Annotated in this window: 17 protein-coding genes; 8 read left to right on the top strand and 9 right to left on the bottom strand. The window is 68.0% G+C overall.

Annotated features, from left to right (window positions below; all coding sequences use genetic code 11):
* Window positions 1–217 precede the first annotated feature (217 nt).
* From E8P82_RS01845 to E8P82_RS01830, 4 genes are all read right to left on the bottom strand, one after another.
* Entirely contained in the window at window positions 218–1,075 is an 858-nt protein-coding gene (locus E8P82_RS01845; RefSeq protein ID WP_136452768.1) for a DUF2382 domain-containing protein, read from the bottom strand.
* 163 nt (window positions 1,076–1,238) lie between these two features.
* On the bottom strand, window positions 1,239–1,904 hold the full coding sequence (locus E8P82_RS01840) for a DUF3618 domain-containing protein (protein WP_136452767.1): 666 nt from the start codon (window positions 1,902–1,904) through the stop codon (window positions 1,239–1,241).
* On the bottom strand, window positions 1,901–2,344 hold the full coding sequence (locus tag E8P82_RS01835) for a phage holin family protein (RefSeq protein ID WP_136452766.1): 444 nt from the start codon (window positions 2,342–2,344) through the stop codon (window positions 1,901–1,903). Before E8P82_RS01835 ends, E8P82_RS01840 begins: the two co-directional genes overlap by 4 nt.
* Window positions 2,344–3,198 (bottom strand): ATP synthase subunit B family protein, encoded by an 855-nt coding sequence (locus E8P82_RS01830; RefSeq protein ID WP_136452765.1) that lies wholly within the window; start codon window positions 3,196–3,198, stop codon window positions 2,344–2,346. The genes E8P82_RS01835 and E8P82_RS01830 overlap by 1 nt, the downstream gene beginning before the upstream one ends.
* A 248-nt stretch (window positions 3,199–3,446) precedes the next feature.
* Between E8P82_RS01830 and E8P82_RS01825 the strand changes: the two genes are divergently transcribed.
* From E8P82_RS01825 to E8P82_RS01815, 3 genes are all read left to right on the top strand, one after another.
* A complete protein-coding gene (locus E8P82_RS01825) occupies window positions 3,447–5,237 on the top strand; it encodes a hypothetical protein (RefSeq protein ID WP_136452764.1) in 1,791 nt (596 codons plus the stop codon).
* A 46-nt stretch (window positions 5,238–5,283) separates the two neighbouring features.
* Window positions 5,284–6,180, top strand: a complete 897-nt coding sequence (locus E8P82_RS01820; protein WP_136452763.1) for a DUF4031 domain-containing protein — start codon at window positions 5,284–5,286, stop codon at window positions 6,178–6,180.
* Between the two features lie 413 nt (window positions 6,181–6,593).
* Complete coding sequence (locus E8P82_RS01815) at window positions 6,594–7,331, top strand: GAF and ANTAR domain-containing protein (protein WP_136452762.1); 738 nt, start codon at window positions 6,594–6,596, stop codon at window positions 7,329–7,331.
* 125 nt (window positions 7,332–7,456) lie between these two features.
* Here E8P82_RS01815 and E8P82_RS01810 read toward each other — a convergent pair whose 3' ends face one another.
* Window positions 7,457–7,828, bottom strand: a complete 372-nt coding sequence (locus tag E8P82_RS01810; RefSeq protein ID WP_136452761.1) for a hypothetical protein — start codon at window positions 7,826–7,828, stop codon at window positions 7,457–7,459.
* A 74-nt stretch (window positions 7,829–7,902) separates the two neighbouring features.
* Here E8P82_RS01810 and E8P82_RS01805 point away from each other — a divergent pair, with 74 nt between their 5' ends.
* The 4 genes from E8P82_RS01805 to E8P82_RS01790 all read left to right on the top strand — a co-directional run bounded on the left by E8P82_RS01805 (window position 7,903) and on the right by E8P82_RS01790 (window position 12,287).
* Complete coding sequence (locus E8P82_RS01805; RefSeq protein WP_136452760.1) at window positions 7,903–9,264, top strand: MATE family efflux transporter; 1,362 nt, start codon at window positions 7,903–7,905, stop codon at window positions 9,262–9,264.
* A 130-nt stretch (window positions 9,265–9,394) separates the two neighbouring features.
* Window positions 9,395–10,000, top strand: coding sequence for a DUF308 domain-containing protein (locus E8P82_RS01800; RefSeq protein WP_136452759.1), 606 nt, complete (start codon window positions 9,395–9,397; stop codon window positions 9,998–10,000).
* 46 nt (window positions 10,001–10,046) lie between these two features.
* On the top strand, window positions 10,047–10,430 hold the full coding sequence (locus tag E8P82_RS01795; protein ID WP_342773206.1) for a hypothetical protein: 384 nt from the start codon (window positions 10,047–10,049) through the stop codon (window positions 10,428–10,430).
* A 204-nt stretch (window positions 10,431–10,634) separates the two neighbouring features.
* On the top strand, window positions 10,635–12,287 hold the full coding sequence (locus E8P82_RS01790) for an AAA family ATPase (RefSeq protein ID WP_136452757.1): 1,653 nt from the start codon (window positions 10,635–10,637) through the stop codon (window positions 12,285–12,287).
* Window positions 12,288–12,328: 41 nt separating this feature from the next.
* Here the strand turns inward: E8P82_RS01790 and E8P82_RS01785 are convergent, their stop codons facing one another.
* On the bottom strand, window positions 12,329–12,871 hold the full coding sequence (locus tag E8P82_RS01785) for a CGNR zinc finger domain-containing protein (RefSeq protein ID WP_136452756.1): 543 nt from the start codon (window positions 12,869–12,871) through the stop codon (window positions 12,329–12,331).
* 86 nt (window positions 12,872–12,957) lie between these two features.
* Between E8P82_RS01785 and E8P82_RS01780 the strand changes: the two genes are divergently transcribed.
* Entirely contained in the window at window positions 12,958–13,935 is a 978-nt protein-coding gene (locus tag E8P82_RS01780) for an EamA family transporter (protein WP_136452755.1), read from the top strand.
* A 31-nt stretch (window positions 13,936–13,966) separates the two neighbouring features.
* Here the strand turns inward: E8P82_RS01780 and E8P82_RS01775 are convergent, their stop codons facing one another.
* From E8P82_RS01775 to E8P82_RS01765, 3 genes are all read right to left on the bottom strand, one after another.
* Window positions 13,967–14,602 carry a M73 family metallopeptidase gene (locus E8P82_RS01775; RefSeq protein ID WP_136452754.1) on the bottom strand — a complete coding sequence of 212 codons (636 nt, stop codon included), beginning with the start codon at window positions 14,600–14,602 and terminating at the stop codon, window positions 13,967–13,969.
* Between the two features lie 175 nt (window positions 14,603–14,777).
* Window positions 14,778–15,533 carry a GAF and ANTAR domain-containing protein gene (locus tag E8P82_RS01770; RefSeq protein WP_136452753.1) on the bottom strand — a complete coding sequence of 252 codons (756 nt, stop codon included), beginning with the start codon at window positions 15,531–15,533 and terminating at the stop codon, window positions 14,778–14,780.
* Window positions 15,534–15,646: 113 nt separating this feature from the next.
* On the bottom strand, window positions 15,647–17,890 hold the full coding sequence (locus E8P82_RS01765) for a heavy metal translocating P-type ATPase (RefSeq protein WP_136452752.1): 2,244 nt from the start codon (window positions 17,888–17,890) through the stop codon (window positions 15,647–15,649).
* Window position 17,891 lies beyond the last annotated feature (1 nt).

The following is a 17,891-nucleotide window of genomic DNA, read 5'->3' as shown; positions in this document are numbered from 1 at the left end:
GATGTTCGGTGTCCTTACCTCTTTGTGATGCGTCACGCACCCGGCGCGTCTTCCGCATGGCCCCTCGGTTCCGGGGAAGGACGCGTCCGGTTGGTCGTCCGTTCTCGACGACACCCTGATGGGCCTGCGCACGAGCCGATCGGACTCCGTGACCGGGGTCCGCCAATGAAGGAGGGCCCGGAGCAACGCCCCGGGCCCTCCGCTGTCCTGCGGCTACTTAGCGGTTGTCGTTCTTGCCCGAACGGGTCTCGTCGACACCGTCGACCTCGATCTTCTCCTTGCGGACATCGTCACTGACCGTCTCGTTGGTGGTGACGGTCTCCTTGTCGAGGCGGACCCGTTCCACGGGAACGGTCTCCTTGTCGGCGACGGCGCGCTCGCCGTGGAGCGTGACTTCGTGCTCCTCCTCGCTGATCCCCGGACCATCGACTGCGTCGCCGCGATTGGCGTCGGTGATGGGCTCCCGGACGACCCTGGCTTCCTCGTGGCTCACCGGCACCGTCGTGCTGACGTTCTCGGTGACGACGTACTTGCGCATACGTGCACGTCCGGTCTCCGCACGCTCGGTGCCGACGCGAAGCTGCTCCTCCGAGCGCGTCATCGCATCGTCGGTCGTGGGGCCCGAGGTGTCGCGACCTACGGTTCCACGACCCGTGTCGGTGGTCCGGTCGCGATCATTGTCGACAAGACCCGTGGTCGTCCTGTCGGTGCGGTTGTCGTCGACGACTCCCGTCGTGTCGGTACGACCACTCGTGACGCCACCGATCTCGTAGTGGCGGTACAGGCGGTCTTCTTCCTCGGGGCTGAGGTTGCCGTCGGACTCGACCCGCGGGGCGTCCTTGACCTGAGCCTTGGTGTAGGGAACACGCACGTCGTTGCCCTCCACATTCGCCCCCTGCAGGGGAACGAACGACTCCGAGGTACCGAAGAGACCGGTCTTCGCGGTGACCCAGCTCGGGTCTCCGGTCTGATCGTCGAGGTAGATCTGGCCGACGGAACCGATCTTGTCCCCGTCGGATCCGAGGACGTCGCCGCCGTTGCTGAGCAGGGTGTCGATATTTTGCTGGTTGATCATTTCCTTCTCCTTCTGAATATCTGTCAGGGTGTGGAACTGCCGGTTTCTGATTCCGCGAGGACCTCGAGTCCTGAGAACCACCGGCCTCTAGAGTAGGCATACTCGGCAGTGAATTGAAAGCACGCTTAGTATTCACTGCCGAAGCCGGGGCGGACGGACGCGCTCAGCTCTTCTGCTGCACGCGGGAGGTCGACTCCTGGGCGCTGCCCTTCACGTCGCCGGCGGCCTGCTGTCCCTCGTCCTTAACGGTCTTGGCCGACTCGGTGGCGGATTCCTTCACGGACTGGACGGCTTCCTGGGCCGGTTCCTTGACTTCCTCCCCGACCTGCTTGGCCGCATCGGTCAGTGTGTCCTTCAGCGGAGCTGCCTGGTCCTTGAGCTGCGAGGCCAGTTCCTGCTCCTTCTCGCTCGCCGGGATGAGTGAGGCCACGAGGAGACCGGCACCGAAGGCGATCAGGCCGGCGGCAAAGGGATTCCCGGCCGTCTTGGCCTTGGCGGAGTCGGAAGTGGATGCGGAGTTCGCGCGTCCGCTACTCATCCTGTCCCTGGTCTGTCCGGCCCGGTCCTTGACCGAGTCCTTGACGTCCTCGGCCTTGCCGGCCGCGGAGTCCCTGACGTCCTCGGCCTTGCCGATCACGGAGTCCTTGACGTCCTCAGCCTTGCCCATGATGGTCTCCTTCACGTTGCTGAAGCTGTTCTTCACCTTCTCGGTCTGGCGGTGCGCGATATTGGAGGGATTCACCCTGTCCGCCATCTCGTCCACATCCGCCCCGAGCTCCTGGCGGGTACGTTCGATCTCTGCACGGATCTCATCCGGGGACTGGCTCATCGTGTCTCACCTGGTTTCAGTGTCGGCGGGATTTCCTTGACGGTCTCCGCTGTCTGCGGCAGACCCTTGACCTTCTTCATTTCCTTCCGGCCCGTGAGTGCGAGCACAGCAGCGATGATGCCCCAGACCACGGCGACGATCAGGGCAGCCCAGCCCAGCGCCATGAGTTCTCCGAGGCCCCACATGGCCGCGAGGGAGAGGAAGAGGAGGAGGAAGTGACCGCCCACGGCGGCGCCGGCGAACATCCCGGCACCCTTCCCTGCATTCTTCGCCGATTCGGTCGCCTCGGCCTTCGCCAGAGCGACCTCCTGCTGCATGAGCGTCGAGAGGTCCTTCGTCACTTCGCTCAGCAGTTCACCGAGCGATCGATCGGACCCCCCGTCCGCACTGCTGCTCGAGGGAGCGGTTGCCTGATGGGCACCGCTGGTTGTCTCCGTCATCAGCGCAGACCTCCGTCATTCGGGCGGATACCCACGGGCGGGGTTCCCGGCGGGATGGTCGGGTAGTCATCGGCGGGGTCGACGAAGGCGGGGTTCGACTCGACCGAGCTGTTCTGCATGGTGCCGCCGACTCCGGCGGTGGCGGGAGTGCCACTGTATGCCTCGGAGTCCACCTCGGTGTATCCCGCGTACTCGGACGTCCGGGAGGCGTCGGCCGTCGATCGGGATCTTCCGCTCTGCTCCGAGCGGGAACTCTTGTGCGAGTCACGATTACCCGTCACGCCACGGGTCAACCGACCCACGAGGACTCCGGCACCGCCCGCGAGAAGGAGGAACATTCCCGGCTTGCGACGTGCATAGGACTTGACGTCCTCGAGGAGATCCGATGCATCGCTTCCTTCGAGCCAGCTCGCCACCGAATCGGTGCGCTGGGAGGCCTGGCGTACGAGGTTCGACACGGTGGGGTTGTCCGAACCCTCGGCCATGGACTTCAGTTCGTCGGAGACACCACGAATTCCCTCCGTGATCTTCTCCTGCTGCGCCCCGGCCTGGCTCTTGACCTCGGAACTGACGGTGCTGAACAGATCCTTCGCCTGATCGGTGGCCTCGGCCGCGACGCTCTTGGCCTCGGTCGTGGCTGTGTCCGCGACGTTCTTGGCTGCGTGCTTGCCGTCCTCGCCGACCTTCTTCGCCTCGCCCTTCGCGGCGTCCTTCTTCGAGTCGGAGCTCGAGGTGCCGGCTCCGGTACCGGTATCGCCGGTATCCAGGTGCGGCGTCCCGAGATCCGCGGTGGACGACTCGTTTCCGGTGGTCGAAGGGACCAGGGGGTCCTGCGGCCAATTCTGCGTAGTCATAATTATCCCTAACGTTGACATTGCCGATCAAACGGACGCTCGATCATGATCCCGATGAAAGAAATGACATCTCGATCGGAACGTATCTCTAAACCTAAGCATGCTTAGGTTCTTTTGTGCAACCGCATACACGAGCTTTTCATTCCCGTCGAGTCAGCTCCAGACCATCGGCGCGGCGCGGCCGGTCGGCACCTGCGAGCGGCAACACCGCTACGCTCGGGGAAGAACACCCTTCACGAAAGCAGGCGATGATCATCCCCTCCCGCACCAGCCGGACGCTTACCGGTCTCACCCTGATCGGTCTCCTCTCGGTGACCGGATGCACTGCGTCGGAGCCTCCTGCACCGGATGCTGCCGAAACCGACGAGCAATCCGGTTCCGCCGTCATCCTGTCGGAGGCAGACGCCTCGCAGCGAAAGGTCTTCGCGGGCTCGGCCGCGCAGGCCTCTCTGGCAATGAGCCGCGCGCTCTACGAGAGCAGTCCGGTGGCCGTGGTGCTCTCCGAGGGCACAGGAGTCGACGCCGTGCCACCTGAGCCGGGATTCGGACCGGCCGCGAGTGCGGCGGTAGGGCTGGAGGTGCCACTGCTGGTGATCGGTGCCGACGGGGCCGGAGTCAGCGATGTGACGGCGGAACTGGACAGACTCGGCGTCGAGACCGTCATCGGCTACGGCGATCCCGCTGCGGACTGGCCGGCACTGACGCAGTCGCGCGAGCTGCTTGCCGGCCCCATCGCCATCGAGGGGTTCTCATCGGTGATGGGTCTCAACGCTGTGCCGGTCGAGGTCGAGACCTCCGATCTCGTCTCGGCCGTGACTGCGCTGGAGAGCGGTGAACTCGAACTGCTGGAGACGGCCCCGCCGGAATCGCCGCAGCCGGAGACGACCCAGCCCGGACCGTCCGCTGAACCCGTCCCGGCTGTATCGGCCCCGGCAGGATCGACGCCTGCTGCAGCGGATCTGGTGGAGCAGGCCACGACCGATGAGCTGCCCGAGTTCGGTTCGCCCGCTCAGGACGCCGCGGCGCTGGTCCTCGCGACAGCTGCATCGGACCCTGCCTCGCTGGCGACCGCACGCGCGGCGGGCGCCGATGTACGCATTCTCGCCGACGGTGATCCGCGAGCGACGTCGGCGTCGGTCGAGGCGGTCGCGGAACACCCGGACTCAGCGGTCTACGCGATCGGCGAGGACTTCGGCGACGAGGCCGATTTCGCGGCTCATATCGAGGTGGCTGCCTCGGGGGTCGAGCTGCCGGGCGGCGGTCAGACCGTCTTCCCGGGCCGACGCATGGTTGCACTGTACGGGCACCCGGACGGACCCTACCTCGGTGCGCTGGGAGAGCAGGACAGCGAGGCTGCCATGGTGCGTGTCAAGGAACTCGCCGCCCAGTACCAGCCGTTCAGCGACGAACCCGTGGTGCCGGCGATCGACCTGATCGCCACGGTCGCCAGCGCGGACGCCGGAGCCGACGGCGACTACTCCAGTGAAACGGCGATCGAGGATCTGCTGCCGTGGGTCGACGCCGCCGAGGACGCGGGGGTCTACGTGGTGCTGGACCTCCAGTCCGGCCGTACCGACTTCCTCTCCCAGGCGAAGCGCTACGAGGAACTACTGAAGCGTCCCACGGTAGGTCTTGCACTCGACCCCGAATGGAGGCTCGCACCGGGCCAGCTGCCGCTCCAGCAGATCGGAACGGTCGACGCGGAGGAGATCAACACGGTATCGGCCTGGCTGGCCGATCTCACCCGCGACAATGCTCTTCCGCAGAAGGTCATGATGGTCCACCAGTTCCGGGTGGACATGATCTCGGGACGTGAGAATCTCGATACCTCCCGCAGCGAGCTGGCCTTCACGCTCCATGCCGACGGGCACGGGACACCGGAGGAGAAACTGAATACCTGGTCGGTGCTGCAGGACTACATGCCGGAGGGGATCTGGCCGTCCTGGAAGAACTTCTACGACGAGGACAAGCCCACACTCACGCCTGAGCAGACCTACACGGTCGTCGAGCCGAAGCCCTGGCTCGTGACCTACCAGTAGCGGTTCCCGTACAGGGTCCCAGCCGCGGAACCCTACACTGCTCACCATGGCAGTCCTCATCGATCCGCCCTCCTGGCCCGCTCACGGGACGGTCTTCTCACACCTCGTCTCGACCTCGTCGTTGGCAGAACTCCACGCTTTCGCGGAAGCAGCGGGTCTCCCGCGCCGCGCCTTCGATCAGGACCACTACGACGTGCCGGCGCAGCGCTATGACGACCTCGTGGAGCGGGGCGCCCAGGAGGTCGATGGCGCATCCCTGGTGCGGGCGCTCCTCGCGAGCGGCCTGCGCGTCCCGGCTCGACGTCGACCGGCGAAGCTGCGTAGCGCCCTGGTCTCCCGGTGGAATGCGCTCGTGCCCGACTCCCCCGCACTCGGACACGAGCTGCTGGACCGGTGGGACGAACCGGATCGCAGCTATCACACCCGGACCCATCTGCTGGCCGTCCTGGAAGCACTGGACGGGTTGCTGACTGACGACGATGACGCAGCCCGCGATCAAATTCTTCTCGCGGCATGGTTCCATGACGCCGTCTACCGGGGGGTCGCCGGCGACGACGAACGTGCGTCCGCCGAGCTCGCCCGGGACCGGCTGCAAGCCCGTCTCGGCGCGGATGCGACCGCCGAGGTCGAACGCCTGATCCTGCTGACCCGATCGCATGACCCGGCGCCGGAGGATCGGTCCGGCCAGCTCCTGTGCGATGCCGACCTGTCCGTCCTGGGCGGTACACCACCCGAGTACGAGCGTTACCGGACAGCCGTGCGGCGGGAGTACGCGCATATTCCGGATGAGGAATTCGTACTCGGCCGTGCCGCGGTGCTCCGCCGACTCCTCGCTCTCGACCCGCTGTTCAGCACGAAGGCAGCGCAGGACCGCTGGGCCGAGCAGGCCCGCCTGAACCTCACCGCGGAGCTGGCTTCCCTGGAAGCAGCCGGGGCATCATGATCCCCGCAGCGGCGAGTGGCCCCGAGGGCACGGCGCAGACCGATTTCCCCGGTGCTGCCGGCAGGGCCAGAACGTAGCCCGCGTCGTTGTCCACGCACTCGCCGGCATGTGCCGGTGTCAGCTCGTCCGTCCCCGCGGATCCGGGTGGGTACGTGCGCACCGCCGTCTACCGGGGGAACCACGCGCGCCTCGGCCTGCTCGACAGCACCGGACCCGGCGTCCGCGAGCAGAGATGGTGCGGCAGGCGGCAGAGGACGCCGGGCAGGGGAGGTCTGGATCGCCGACCGGATTCCGGTAGCGGCGCCACGTGACCGTTCCATTGGGTAGTGTTCTCTACGTCGTTCAGCAGCGGGCGGCAATCCTTTCCCGGCCCGGCCCACCGGCCGGCCGGGATTGACGCAAAGGTTCACCGATTGCTTGATCATGAGAACGAGTTGGGTCCGGTTGCATCGGGCCAGGTACAGGATCTGGTACTCGACAGCGCGGACGTCGAGGAGTTCCTGACGAAGCTGGTCATCGTTGCCGGTCACCGCCTGTCCGCCGAGGCGGACGAGGTCATGTGCGGTGTCACGCTGTTGCGGGCCCGCACGAAGACGACCGTTGCGAGCAACGGTGAACTGGCGCAGAAGATGGACGAGGTCCAGTACGAGTTCGACGACGGACCCTGCCTTCGCGCAGCACGCGAGGGAACCATCCACTACGTCTGCGACTTCCGGCAGGAGGAGCGCTTCCCTGAGTACAGCCGTGCCATCGCCGGGCACGGCATCATCTCGGCCCTCGGCGTCCCGATCCCGCTCGAGGGGGGGGCGAGGGCGGCACTGAACTTCTACTCGCCGCTGGCCGATGCCTTCAGCGAGGACGCCATCGCGGCGGCACGGCGCTTCGCCGAGGAGGTCTCGGTATCGCTCAGACTTGCGATGCGCATCGCCAGACTGACCGATTCGAGCGCCGATCTGCGGGCCGCGATGGAGAGCCGGACCACGATCGATCTCGCCGTCGGAGTGATCATGGGGCAGAATCGCTGCTCCCAGGACGAGGCGATGTCCATCCTCAAGGCGGCCTCGAGCGCGAGGAACCTCAAGGTGCGCGACATCGCGGCGTCGGTGCTGGAATCGCTCGGCCAGGGACCTGCGACAACACACTTCGACTAGCGCTCACCCAGGGTGGGCAGTTGATTCCGAACGGGACCCGGCACTCGCCCTTCGGTCTGCCCCGCACATCCGGACGAATCTCCCCGGAGATCCGGCAATCGCTCACGAGAGCCGATCAGGATGGGTCAGGGGCGTCCGTCGCTGCCATCGGGACGCCGCAGCGGATGGTTCCGCCACGATTCCTGGGCGCTGGGCGCCGGGCCGTAACCTGGGCGCAACAGGGGCTCGTCCGGGTCGTCCTCCCGGGTGAGTGCACGTGGATCCCGATGGCTGCGGACCAGCCAGTATCCCCAGCCGATGCACGCGGCCGCCGCGAGGACGATGGCGAGCCCGATGAGGAGGAACGGTAGCGCCGTCGAGGGGACAGGCGTTCCCGTCGACTCGGCCCGCGCGAAATCCGAGACGGCCTCGGGGAGGAAGAGGGTGCTGATGAACAACAGGACGAGCCCAGCGAGATACTGTTTGACGCCGAGTTTCATGGTTCCCCTGATGGTCATCAGTCGGTGGAGTGTTCGTGCATATGGCCCGACTCCAGCTTAGGCCTTCCCGCCGTCACCCGTAGGCTGGTCGGATGCCCGAGAGACTGCCCGGCAATCGCCGGCTCAGCCGCAGTATCCTGCGGCTCGCCGTGCCCGCCCTGGGTACCCTCATCGCCGAACCGCTGTTCCTGCTCGCGGATTCCGCGATCGTCGGGCACCTGGGCGTCGCCGAACTGGCCGGCGTCGGCCTGGCGTCCACCGTGCTCCAGACGATCGTCGGGCTCATGGTCTTCCTCGCCTACTCGACCACCCCCGCCGTCGCACGCCTGCTCGGCGCCGGACGCCTTCCCGACGCGCTCGCGGCTGGGCGCGACGGCGTGGGCCTCGCCGTCGTCCTCGGTCTCCTCCTGTCCACCGCGGGATGGCTGGGAGCACCTGTCCTCGCCTCACTCCTGGGCGCCGATTCAGCAGTGCACGCGTTCGCTGTCGACTACCTCCGCTGGTCCATGCCCGGGCTCACCGCCATGCTCGTGGTTCTCGCTGCAACCGGCATGCTTCGCGGCCTGCAGGACACGCGAACTCCTCTCGTCGTGGCAGGGACGGGGTTCGGGATCAACATCGGCCTCAACTACCTGCTGGTCTACGTGGCGGGGATGTCGGTGGCCGGGTCCGCGCTGGGGACCAGTCTCACGCAGTGGGGCATGGCCGGGGTGTATCTCGTCATCGTCGTGCGGTCCTCGCGGCGCGAGGGGATCTCCCTCAGGCCGACCCTGCGCGGGATCCGGAGCACCGCCCGGGTGGGGTCATGGCTCATGCTGCGTACCGTGTCCCTGCGCGTGGCCGTCCTGGCCACGGTCTTCGTGGCCACGGCACAGGGAGCCCTCAGTCTCGCCTCCCACCAGCTGGTCATGACGGTCTTCACCTTCCTGGCGTTCGCGCTCGATGCCCTCGCCATCGCGGCGCAGGCCCTGATCGGCAAGGAACTGGGATCCGGGAATCGCGTGCTGGCCGGGGCGCTCACGCGGCGCATGATCATGTGGGGGATCGGGTTCGGGGTCATCACCGGGGTACTACTCGCCCTTGCGGCCCCCTTCCTCGGCTGGATCTTCACGACCGACGCCTCGGTGCAGGCAGCGTTCGCCGCCGGATTGTGGGTCCTCGCCGCCGCGCAGCCGGTGTCCGGCTTCGTCTTCGTGCTCGACGGCGTGCTGATAGGCGCCGGGGACGCGCGATATCTGGCGCTTGCCGGCGTCGTCAATCTTCTGCTCTACCTGCCGTTGCTGGTCCTCGTGGACCGGGCGGGCCTGTCCGGCGGCGAGGGTATCGTCTGGCTGTGGATCGCCTTCGGCATCGGCTACATGCTGGCGAGGGCGGTGACGCTGGGCTGGCGGATCAGGGACGATCGGTGGATGGTGACCGGAGCCTCGCGCGAGACGGCGGCGCAAGGTTCCTGACGGAGCTGTAGCGATCCGGGGTCGCGCTCGAGGTCACTCCGACAGGGCATCAGCACCGGGGCCATCCGTCCTACACTGATCGTGCCGGGAACTCCGGCCACCGCCGCCGTTCCAGAAGGACCCCTTCCCCATGGCTACTGCCCCCCTCGTCCCGGGCTCCGGTACGGCCGGCCTGCGGGTCTGGAGGCCGTTGCTGGCGCGCGCCGTACTCAGCGCGGTCTTCGGGCTCCTCACGGTCTTCTGGCGCGAGCCCTCCACGCTCGTGGTGAGCGTGGCAGGTGGCCTGTACCTGCTGATCGGCGGGGCCGGCTACCTGTGGACGCACCAGGTGTCGGCGGGTCTGCCGCTGACCACGGCGCTGACGAGAATCGGTGGAGGCCTGCTCCTCGGGGCAGGTGTCGTGAGTCTGGTGTTCGCGGACGACCGCAGCTTCGCGCTCGCCGGCTCCGTGGCCCTCTTCGTCGCGGGAATTGCCGAACTGATCCGTGGCCTCGGTGACCGGCGACACCCCGCAGCACGCGACTTCGTCCTCGTCGGCGTCATCGGCCTGGCCACCGGGTTGATCCTGCCGTTCGTGGAGGACCTCGGTCCGCAGGCCCTGCTGGGTGTCAGCGGCGGCGGAGCACTGCTGAGCGCCGTCGTGCTCGGCATCGCGGCTCTGAGCTACCGGCACGATTCAGCCGTGAGCGCATCCGAGGATCAGGGCGCCCGCAGCGAGCCCGACACCGTAAACTAGAGGCTCTACAACGTGTAGAACATTGCCGTCACCGGAAGGAGTGCCCGTGGCCGACCGCCGACCGCCGAAGCCCACCCAGGGACGATTCCGTCATGGCATCAAGGCTCCCCTGGTGTTCTCCGCCGTGCTCGCGGCGGTCGCGGGAGTCGCGACGGCCATTTTCGCCACCGGGGGCAATGCGCAGGTGCTGCGCGTGGATCTCGGTTTGACCGCAGCCGGGATAGCATTCATCGTCTCGCTCGTCGTCTGCGCCATGCTGATGATGGCTGAGACCCCCAACGCGGAGCATCTCAGCCAGGGATCCGGCGTCAACCGGTCGTCGGCGCGGCCGGACGTCCAGGTCAAGCCCGAGGGCACCGTCCGGCCGGCCGAACCGGAGGCCGAGGAATCACCGCGCTACGGTGAGCGCCTGCCGAAGCAGGACGGCTGACGGCCCGAAGCCAGTGCGCTCGAGGGCGCGGGGGCCGTGTGCGCGGCTGACGGGTGCGAGATCGCGGGGCTTCGGACGACGTCGGGCGGTTCGGCCCGGCATGTCGCGGCACGACACGCCGGTGAGGGCAGCAAAGCCCCCGGATCCGGTACCGATGGCACCCCTACCGGTGAAGGCACGGCAGACGACTGCTACCCTCCCCTCATGACCGAAGACGTGACGCGTTTCATGCGGGACTTCACTGCGCTGGTGCGCCTGGCACTGGAGGCGCTGCCCTCGTCGGCGAACGGGAGGGAGCTCCTCGACACCATCAGCGCACACCTGGGCACCCCGGCAGACGGCGTCGCCGCCGTCGTCGAGCAGGTGGCCCCGCACCGCTTCGTCGACGCGGACATCGTCCTCACGGACCTCGTCGGCACCGATGCTCGGCTGGTCGGTATCGGCGGCGGGGACCAGCGCCACCACATGTCGCTGAGCGACATCCTCCAGCAGTCCGCGCTGTACCCGAACTTCCCGCTGTCACAGCCGGACTACGTCAATCTCCCCGTCGGTCCCGCCGAGCAGCGCCAGACCGTTGCCCTCGGACTCCGGCTCTTCGAGTTCGACGGCGCATCGCTGGCGCTGCTGCAGCGCAACGCCGAGCCGCGGTACGGTCGGGAGACGGCCTCGCTCGAGGTGCTGGGCGCAGAGCCGACGGTGACAGCTGCATTCCTCGCCGAGTTCCGGCGTCGCATGCACGGTGAGAGTGTGCTCAAGGGTCAGGTGCTCTCCTTCACCACGGACAGCTTCGGCTCGAGCGCGGCGGGCATCACCTTCCATGAGCGGCCCGCCATCACGGACGAGGACGTCATCCTCCCCGAGGGTCTGCTGGGGCGGGTCCGGGAGCACGTACTCGGGATCGCTGCCCACCGCGATGCGCTCATGGCGGCCGGGCAGCACCTCAAGCGCGGTGTCCTCCTGTACGGTCCTCCGGGAACCGGCAAGACCCATACCGTTCGCTACCTCCTCAGCGCGAGCGAGGGCACGACGGCGATACTGCTCTCGGGCGGCACGCTCGCCCACGTGGGTGAGGCGGCGAGGACGGCGCGCGCCCTGCAGCCGTCGATCGTGGTCCTCGAGGACTGCGATCTGATCGCCGAGGACCGCAGCTTCGGGCACGGTCCGCAACCCCTGCTGTTCGAGGTGCTCGATGCGATGGACGGCCTCGACGCCGACGCGGACGTCACGTTCGTCCTCACCACCAATCGCGTCGACATGCTGGAGCGTGCTCTCGCCCAGCGGCCGGGGCGGGTGGACCTGGCGATCGAGGTTCCGCTGCCGGCCGAGCACGAGCGGGCCGCGCTGCTGCGACTCTACGCACACGGGCTGCCCTTCACTGCGGACGGGCTCGGAACCGCCGCGGGCCGCTCCGAGGGCACGACGGCGTCCTTCGCGCGGGAGCTCGTCCGGCGTGCAGTACTCGCGGCCGCACTCGAGGGCGTACCGGCGTCCGACGCGCACCTGGTGGCGGCCGTGGACGAGCTGATGGCGGACAGTGCATCCCTGACACGGAGCCTGCTCGGCAGCAATGGTCCGCTGTCCGGCGGTGGTGGTCCCGAGGACTTCGACGAATCGTTCGGCGTACGGCCCGGGGTCATGGACCCAGGGGCGCCTTCGTCCGCCTATCGTTCCTCCCTGTCCATCTCCTTCGACGGACCGGGCCCGGTGCAGCCGGGGATGGCGGACGGCGGGTACTCGGAGGACGGTTTCGCGGGAGACGGGGTGGAATCCGTCCCCTCCGTCGCGGACCCGACGATGGAGGGGAACGAGACGATGGAGGGGAACGAGACGACGGAGGGGAACGACGAGCGGCCCTAGCTGTACCCGGGTCCGCAGCCGCCGATCGGTACCGCGCGGAATCAGGTACCGGCCCGCCGCGCCCGGTAGGCCTTGACGTGGGTACGGTTGGCGCAGTTCCCCGTGTCGCAGAAGCGCCGCGACCGGTTCCGGCTGAGATCGAGCACCACGCCGTCGCAGTCCGCCGCGGCACAGACCCCCAGACGGTCGAGTTCGTGCGCACGGACCACATCGGCGAGGGCCATCGCCGCCTCCGTTGCCATGCGGTCCGCCAGCGGCGCCTCGGGTGCCGTGGCATGGAGATGCCAGTCCCAATCGTCGTGGCGGACCAGCTGGGGGAGTGCGCTGGTCCTGCGCAGGATCCGGTTCACGCGCCCGACGACGTCGTCCTCCTCCGCGAACCAGAGCGACTCGAGCTCTGTCCGCAGGGCGCGTACGGCCTGCAGTTCTTCCTCCGTCCGGGTCCGCGACCCGGAGAAGCGCTGCTGCTCGAGGAAGGTGTCCAGCCCATCCATCGTCGCCAGCGCATCCGTGACGCTTCTCCCGGTGTTGACGAGCGCGGCGGCGGTGGAGAGAGCGACCTCGGTGTCATAGGTGAAAGTCATGTTGACTCCTGACACTATCAACACCTAGTGTCACGACCACAACTACCGCTCACTCATGACATCACGCTGACCCGAAGGGAGTGGACGTGACCCGACAGCCGACGGCCGGCATCTGGATAGCTCTCGTCTCGGCTGCTACCTTCGGCGTCTCCGGCCCGTTCGCCAAGTCACTTCTCGAGATCGGCTGGAGCCCGGGCGCTGCCGTGGGGGTGCGCATCGGAGGTGCCGCCGTCGTCCTCCTGGTCCCTGTCCTCATCGCGCTGCGGGGACGCTGGTCCGTCCTGCGTCAGCACCGGCTCACCATCGTGGTCTACGGGATGACGGCGATCGCACTGTGCCAGCTGTTCTACTTCAATGCCGTGGCCCGCATGTCCGTGGGCGTCTCCCTGCTGCTGGAGTACCTCGCCCCCGTGCTGATCGTCGGCTTCCTCTGGGCGCGCTCGCGGAAGCCTCCGACGATCCCCACCATCCTCGGCTCGGTGACGGCGATCCTCGGACTGCTGCTCGTCCTGGATCTGGCCGGGGACGCCCGCATCGATCCTGTGGGAGTCCTGTTCGGTCTGGCCGCCGCGGTCTGCCTCATGGTGTTCTTCCTGATGTCGGCGCGAGTGGACGACTCCCTGCCCCCGCTGGTCATGGCGGGCGGAGGCATGGTCGTGGCAGCGCTGACCATCGGTGTGCTGGGCCTGACGAACATCATGCCGCTGCGCTTCGTGTCGGCCGACGTGACACTGGCCGGGTCCACCTACAGCTGGCTCGTCCCCGTGGCGGTGCTGGTCCTGGTCGCCACCGTCGCGGCCTATGTGACCGGGATCCTGGCGGCCCAGCGCCTGGGCTCGAAAGTGGCGAGTTTCGTGGCGCTGACCGAGGTGCTGTTCGCCGTCCTCGCTGCCTGGCTCATCCTCGGCGAGCTGCCCGGTGTCGTGCAGCTGCTCGGCGGCGTGCTGATCGTGGTCGGCGTGGTGGTGGTGCGGGTCGACGAGCTGCGCGCCACTGACGGCGACCCGGTGGCCCGTGAGGCATTCGATCAGGCCAACCCCGTGGAGCCCCTACCCCGACCGTGACGGCACCTGCCAGGGCCCTCCGGTGGTGGGGTCAGCGGTTCGTCGCCGCGCGCTGCGTGGCCGTGAAGGCGAAGTTCGCGGTACTCGTCAGCTTCTGGAAGCTGTTGTCAGCGGCGGCCGGAAGTGTCGCCGTGAAGCGCAGATTGTCGGTTCTGCCCGGGGTGAAGGAGGCAAGACCCGACAGCGGCACGTCGGCACCGATGATCGGACGGCTCGGCAGGACGCTCGTGACGGATCCCCGGCAGGTGTACGTGTAGGCCGGCGCAGTACCGGCCTCGGTCCAGGGGACACTGCAGGCGTCGACGGTGAGCTGGAGACCGTTGACGGTGTCCGTGGTGAGTCTGGAAGGTGTGCCGACCACCGTGGTGGTCAGGCTGACGCCGCCGAAGTTCTGGTTGCCGGTGTTGGAGATGGTTGCGACGCGCTGCATGGTGTCGCCCGGGACGAAGGCCGTGGCGGCGACGTTCAAGCGGTTCGCAGCCGTTCCTGCTGCACCCAGCTGGACGGCGACCCTGCCGGCGGTGACGGACTGGCCGGCCGAGGTGGTCGAGGTGAACGAACCGTATGTACCCAGGCCCGCAACGGTCGCTGCGACGCCGAGGAGGGCCACCGATGCGAGAATCTTGCCGGAGGTGGACCCGAGCGGGATGCGGGATGTGCGTGTCACGGTGGAACCATTTCCTCGAGCCGGCAGATGCGCAGCGGAGCACGTCCTCCCCACGATCGACTCCGGGGACGACTCCGCCGCTACAACTGTGCACCGTCCGACCCGCACGGCAGCCGAGCCAGGGCCACAGGAACTCCGAAGAAACAGCGAAGCACCGAACGGGAGATCCCGTGCGTCAGCGCTCGAAGTGGGTGTCCGTCACATCCACCTGATCCAGGGAGGCCAGCACCCCGGCTGCAACGTCACGCAGCTTGATATTGCGCGATGTCGATGCCCGGCGCAGGATACCGATCGCCTCGGCCTGACTGCAGCGATTCTGCGCCATGATCACGCCGACGGCCCTGTCGATGGTGGTCCGGGACGACAGGGCGGCTTCGAGGTTCCTGGCGTCATCGGTGAGCCGTCCGATCCGGACAGCGAGGCGTAGGCTGCGGGAGGCATTCTGGGCGATGTTCTCGGCAGCGGCAACGCCTTCGTCGTCGAAAGCGTTCGGCTCCGTGGAGTAGAAGTCGAGACCCGCGCTCACCCCGTCGTCGAGGCGGATGGGGATTCCCAGGGCGGAGCGGACGCCGAAGGACGCGACGGCGCGGCGGTACTCGGGGAAACGCGTCTCGGTCAGGAAATCCCGCACATGGACGGTATAACCCTCCCGTGCTGCGCGGAGGCAGGGCCCGTCGTCGAAGCCGTACTGGATCTCGTCGACCTGACGCGCCCGGGCCCCACTGCTCGCCACGGTGATCATGGACCGTGGGCGCAGCAGCGTAACGCCGCAGAACACGTCACCGTAGGTTCGCGGGAAGACTCGTGCGGAGACTTCGGCGAGGCCTGTCAGGAACTCCTCGACGTCACTGCTGTCGAGCACCATGTCCTGGAGCGCCGCGACGACGGGATGCTGCACGGATTCCCGGGCAAGTTCGTTCTCGTCGGGCATGGCTGGCTGCTCCTTCGCGGTGGTCGGGGCAGCGCCCTGTGCATGCTGCGCGCCTGACTGGTTCCGGTCAACCCTAGCCCCGGCCCCGTACCGGCGCTGCATCCGCTCCTGCCTCACTCGCTTCTGCCGAACCTCCGCAGTCTCAGGGAGTTGAGCACGACGAGCACAGAACTCGCCGCCATGGCCGCGCCGGCCAGCATCGGGTTGAGCAGACCGAGGGCCGCGACCGGGATGCCGATGGCGTTGTAGAAGAACGCCCAGAACAGATTGCTTTTGATGGTGCCCAGCGTGCGTCTGGCCAGTTCGATGGCCTGGGCCACCTGCGCCAGGCTGCTGCCCATCACGGTGAGGTCGGCCGCCTCGATGGCGACGTCGGTTCCCGAACCCATGGCGATGCCGAGATCGGCCTGCGCCAGGGCCGCGGCGTCGTTGACGCCGTCCCCCGCCATGGCGACGGTGGCGCCCGAGGCCTGGAGTTCGCGGACCACATCCACCTTGCCCTCCGGCGAGACGCCCGCATGGACGTCACCGGCGTCGATACCCACCGAGGCGGCGACCTGGAGTGCCACCGCCAGGTTGTCGCCCGTGAGCAGGACGGGACGCAGCCCGAGGGCGCGCAGGCGCCCTATCGCAGCACTCGAGCTGTCCTTGATGGTGTCGGACAGCGTGATGAAACCGGCCACCGTGTCGTCCAGCGCAACCCAGACCGCCGTCGTCCCGGCGTCCTCCGCGGCGCTGAAGGCCGCAGACTGCTCGATGGAGGGGCTGATGCCGTTGCGCTCGAGCCAGTCGGCGCGGCCCACGGTCACGCCCACGCCGTCGACGCTGCCCCGCACGCCTCCACCGGGTGCACTCGAGAAATCGAGTGCTTCGGACAGTCGGTCCCCACGCGCAGCCCGGTCCGCGATGGCCTGCGCGATCGGGTGCTCACTCGCTGCCTCCACTGCTCCTGCTGCCCGGATGAGCTCCAGCTCGGACACGCCGGGGAGGGCGACGACGTCGTTCACCGCCATGATCCCCGTGGTGATCGTGCCGGTCTTGTCCAGCACGATCGTGTCCACGGTCCGGGTGTCCTCGAGAACCTGGGGGCCACGGATGAGGATGCCCAGTTGCGCGCCACGGCCGGTGCCGGTCAGCAGTGCGGTGGGCGTCGCCAGCCCGAGCGCGCACGGACAGGCGATGACGAGCACGGTGACGGACGCCGTGAACGCAGCATCGAGATCACCGGCGAGAACGAGCCAGAGCCCGAAGGTGACGACGGCGATGACGAGGACCACGGGGACGAAGACCGCGCTGATGCGGTCCGCCAGACGCGCGATCCGCGCCTTGCCGCTCTGCGCCTGACCGACGAGGCGGCCCAGCTGGGACAGCACGGTGTCCGCGCCTACGCGCGTCGCCCGCACCACGATCCTGCCGGACGTGTTGATGGTCGCGCCCGTGACGGCGTTGTCCGGGCCGACCTCGACGGGCACGCTCTCACCGGTCAGGAGGGCCGTGTCGACGGCGCTGTGACCGTCGATCACCACGCCGTCTGTGGCGATCTTCTCGCCCGGACGCACCACGAACTCGTCCCCGGGAATGAGCGTGGCGGCGGGCAGGGTGACCTCGACGCGCTCGCCGTCCACGGTCCGGAGCACCCGGGCCTCCTTCGCGCCGAGGCTCAGGAGGGACGCGAGCGCGTTGCCCGCCCGCTGTTTCGCCGCTGCCTCGAGGTAGCGGCCGAGGAGGAGGAACGTCACGACGACGGCGGCCACTTCGAAGTAGAGCGAATGATCGCTCATGCCCATACCCGACCGCGTCATCGTCGGGTCGGTGAAGAGCTGCCAGGAGGAGAAGAGGAAGGCCGCACCGACGCCGATGGAGACCAGCGTGTCCATGGTGGAGGACAGATGGCGCGCATTGATCGCTGCGGCACGGTGGAACGGCCACGCCGACCACGTCACCACCGGCAGGGACAGACCGAAGACCGCCCAGCCCCAGTCGGGGAACTGCAGGCCGGGCACCATGGAGATCAGCAGCACCGGCACGGACAGGACGGCTGCGAGGATCAGGCGCGCGCCGAGGAGCGACGGCGCAGGCTCGGCGCTCCCGCCGTCCTCCTGGGCCGGGTCGACGATGTGCGCACCGTAGCCGGTGGCCTCCACGGTATCGATGAGCTGCTGGTCGCTGACGGTTGCCGGAACACGCACGACGGCGTTCTCGAGCGGCAGATTGACGCTGGCCTCGACGCCGTCGAGTTTGCCGAGCTTGCGTTCCACGCGCCCCACGCAGGAAGCGCACGTCATCCCCTGGATGGAGAGTTCGACGATGCGCTGGTCCTGGGCCGCGTCCTGCGCGGGAAGCTGCTGTGTGGCCATG

Origin of the sequence: Arthrobacter echini (assembly GCF_004803505.1) — a bacterium.
In the GTDB taxonomy this organism is placed as follows: Bacteria; Actinomycetota; Actinomycetes; order Actinomycetales; family Micrococcaceae; genus Arthrobacter_D; species Arthrobacter_D echini.
The sequence above is the reverse complement of the archived record's forward strand: the minus strand, read 5'-3'. Positions and strand labels throughout refer to the sequence as shown.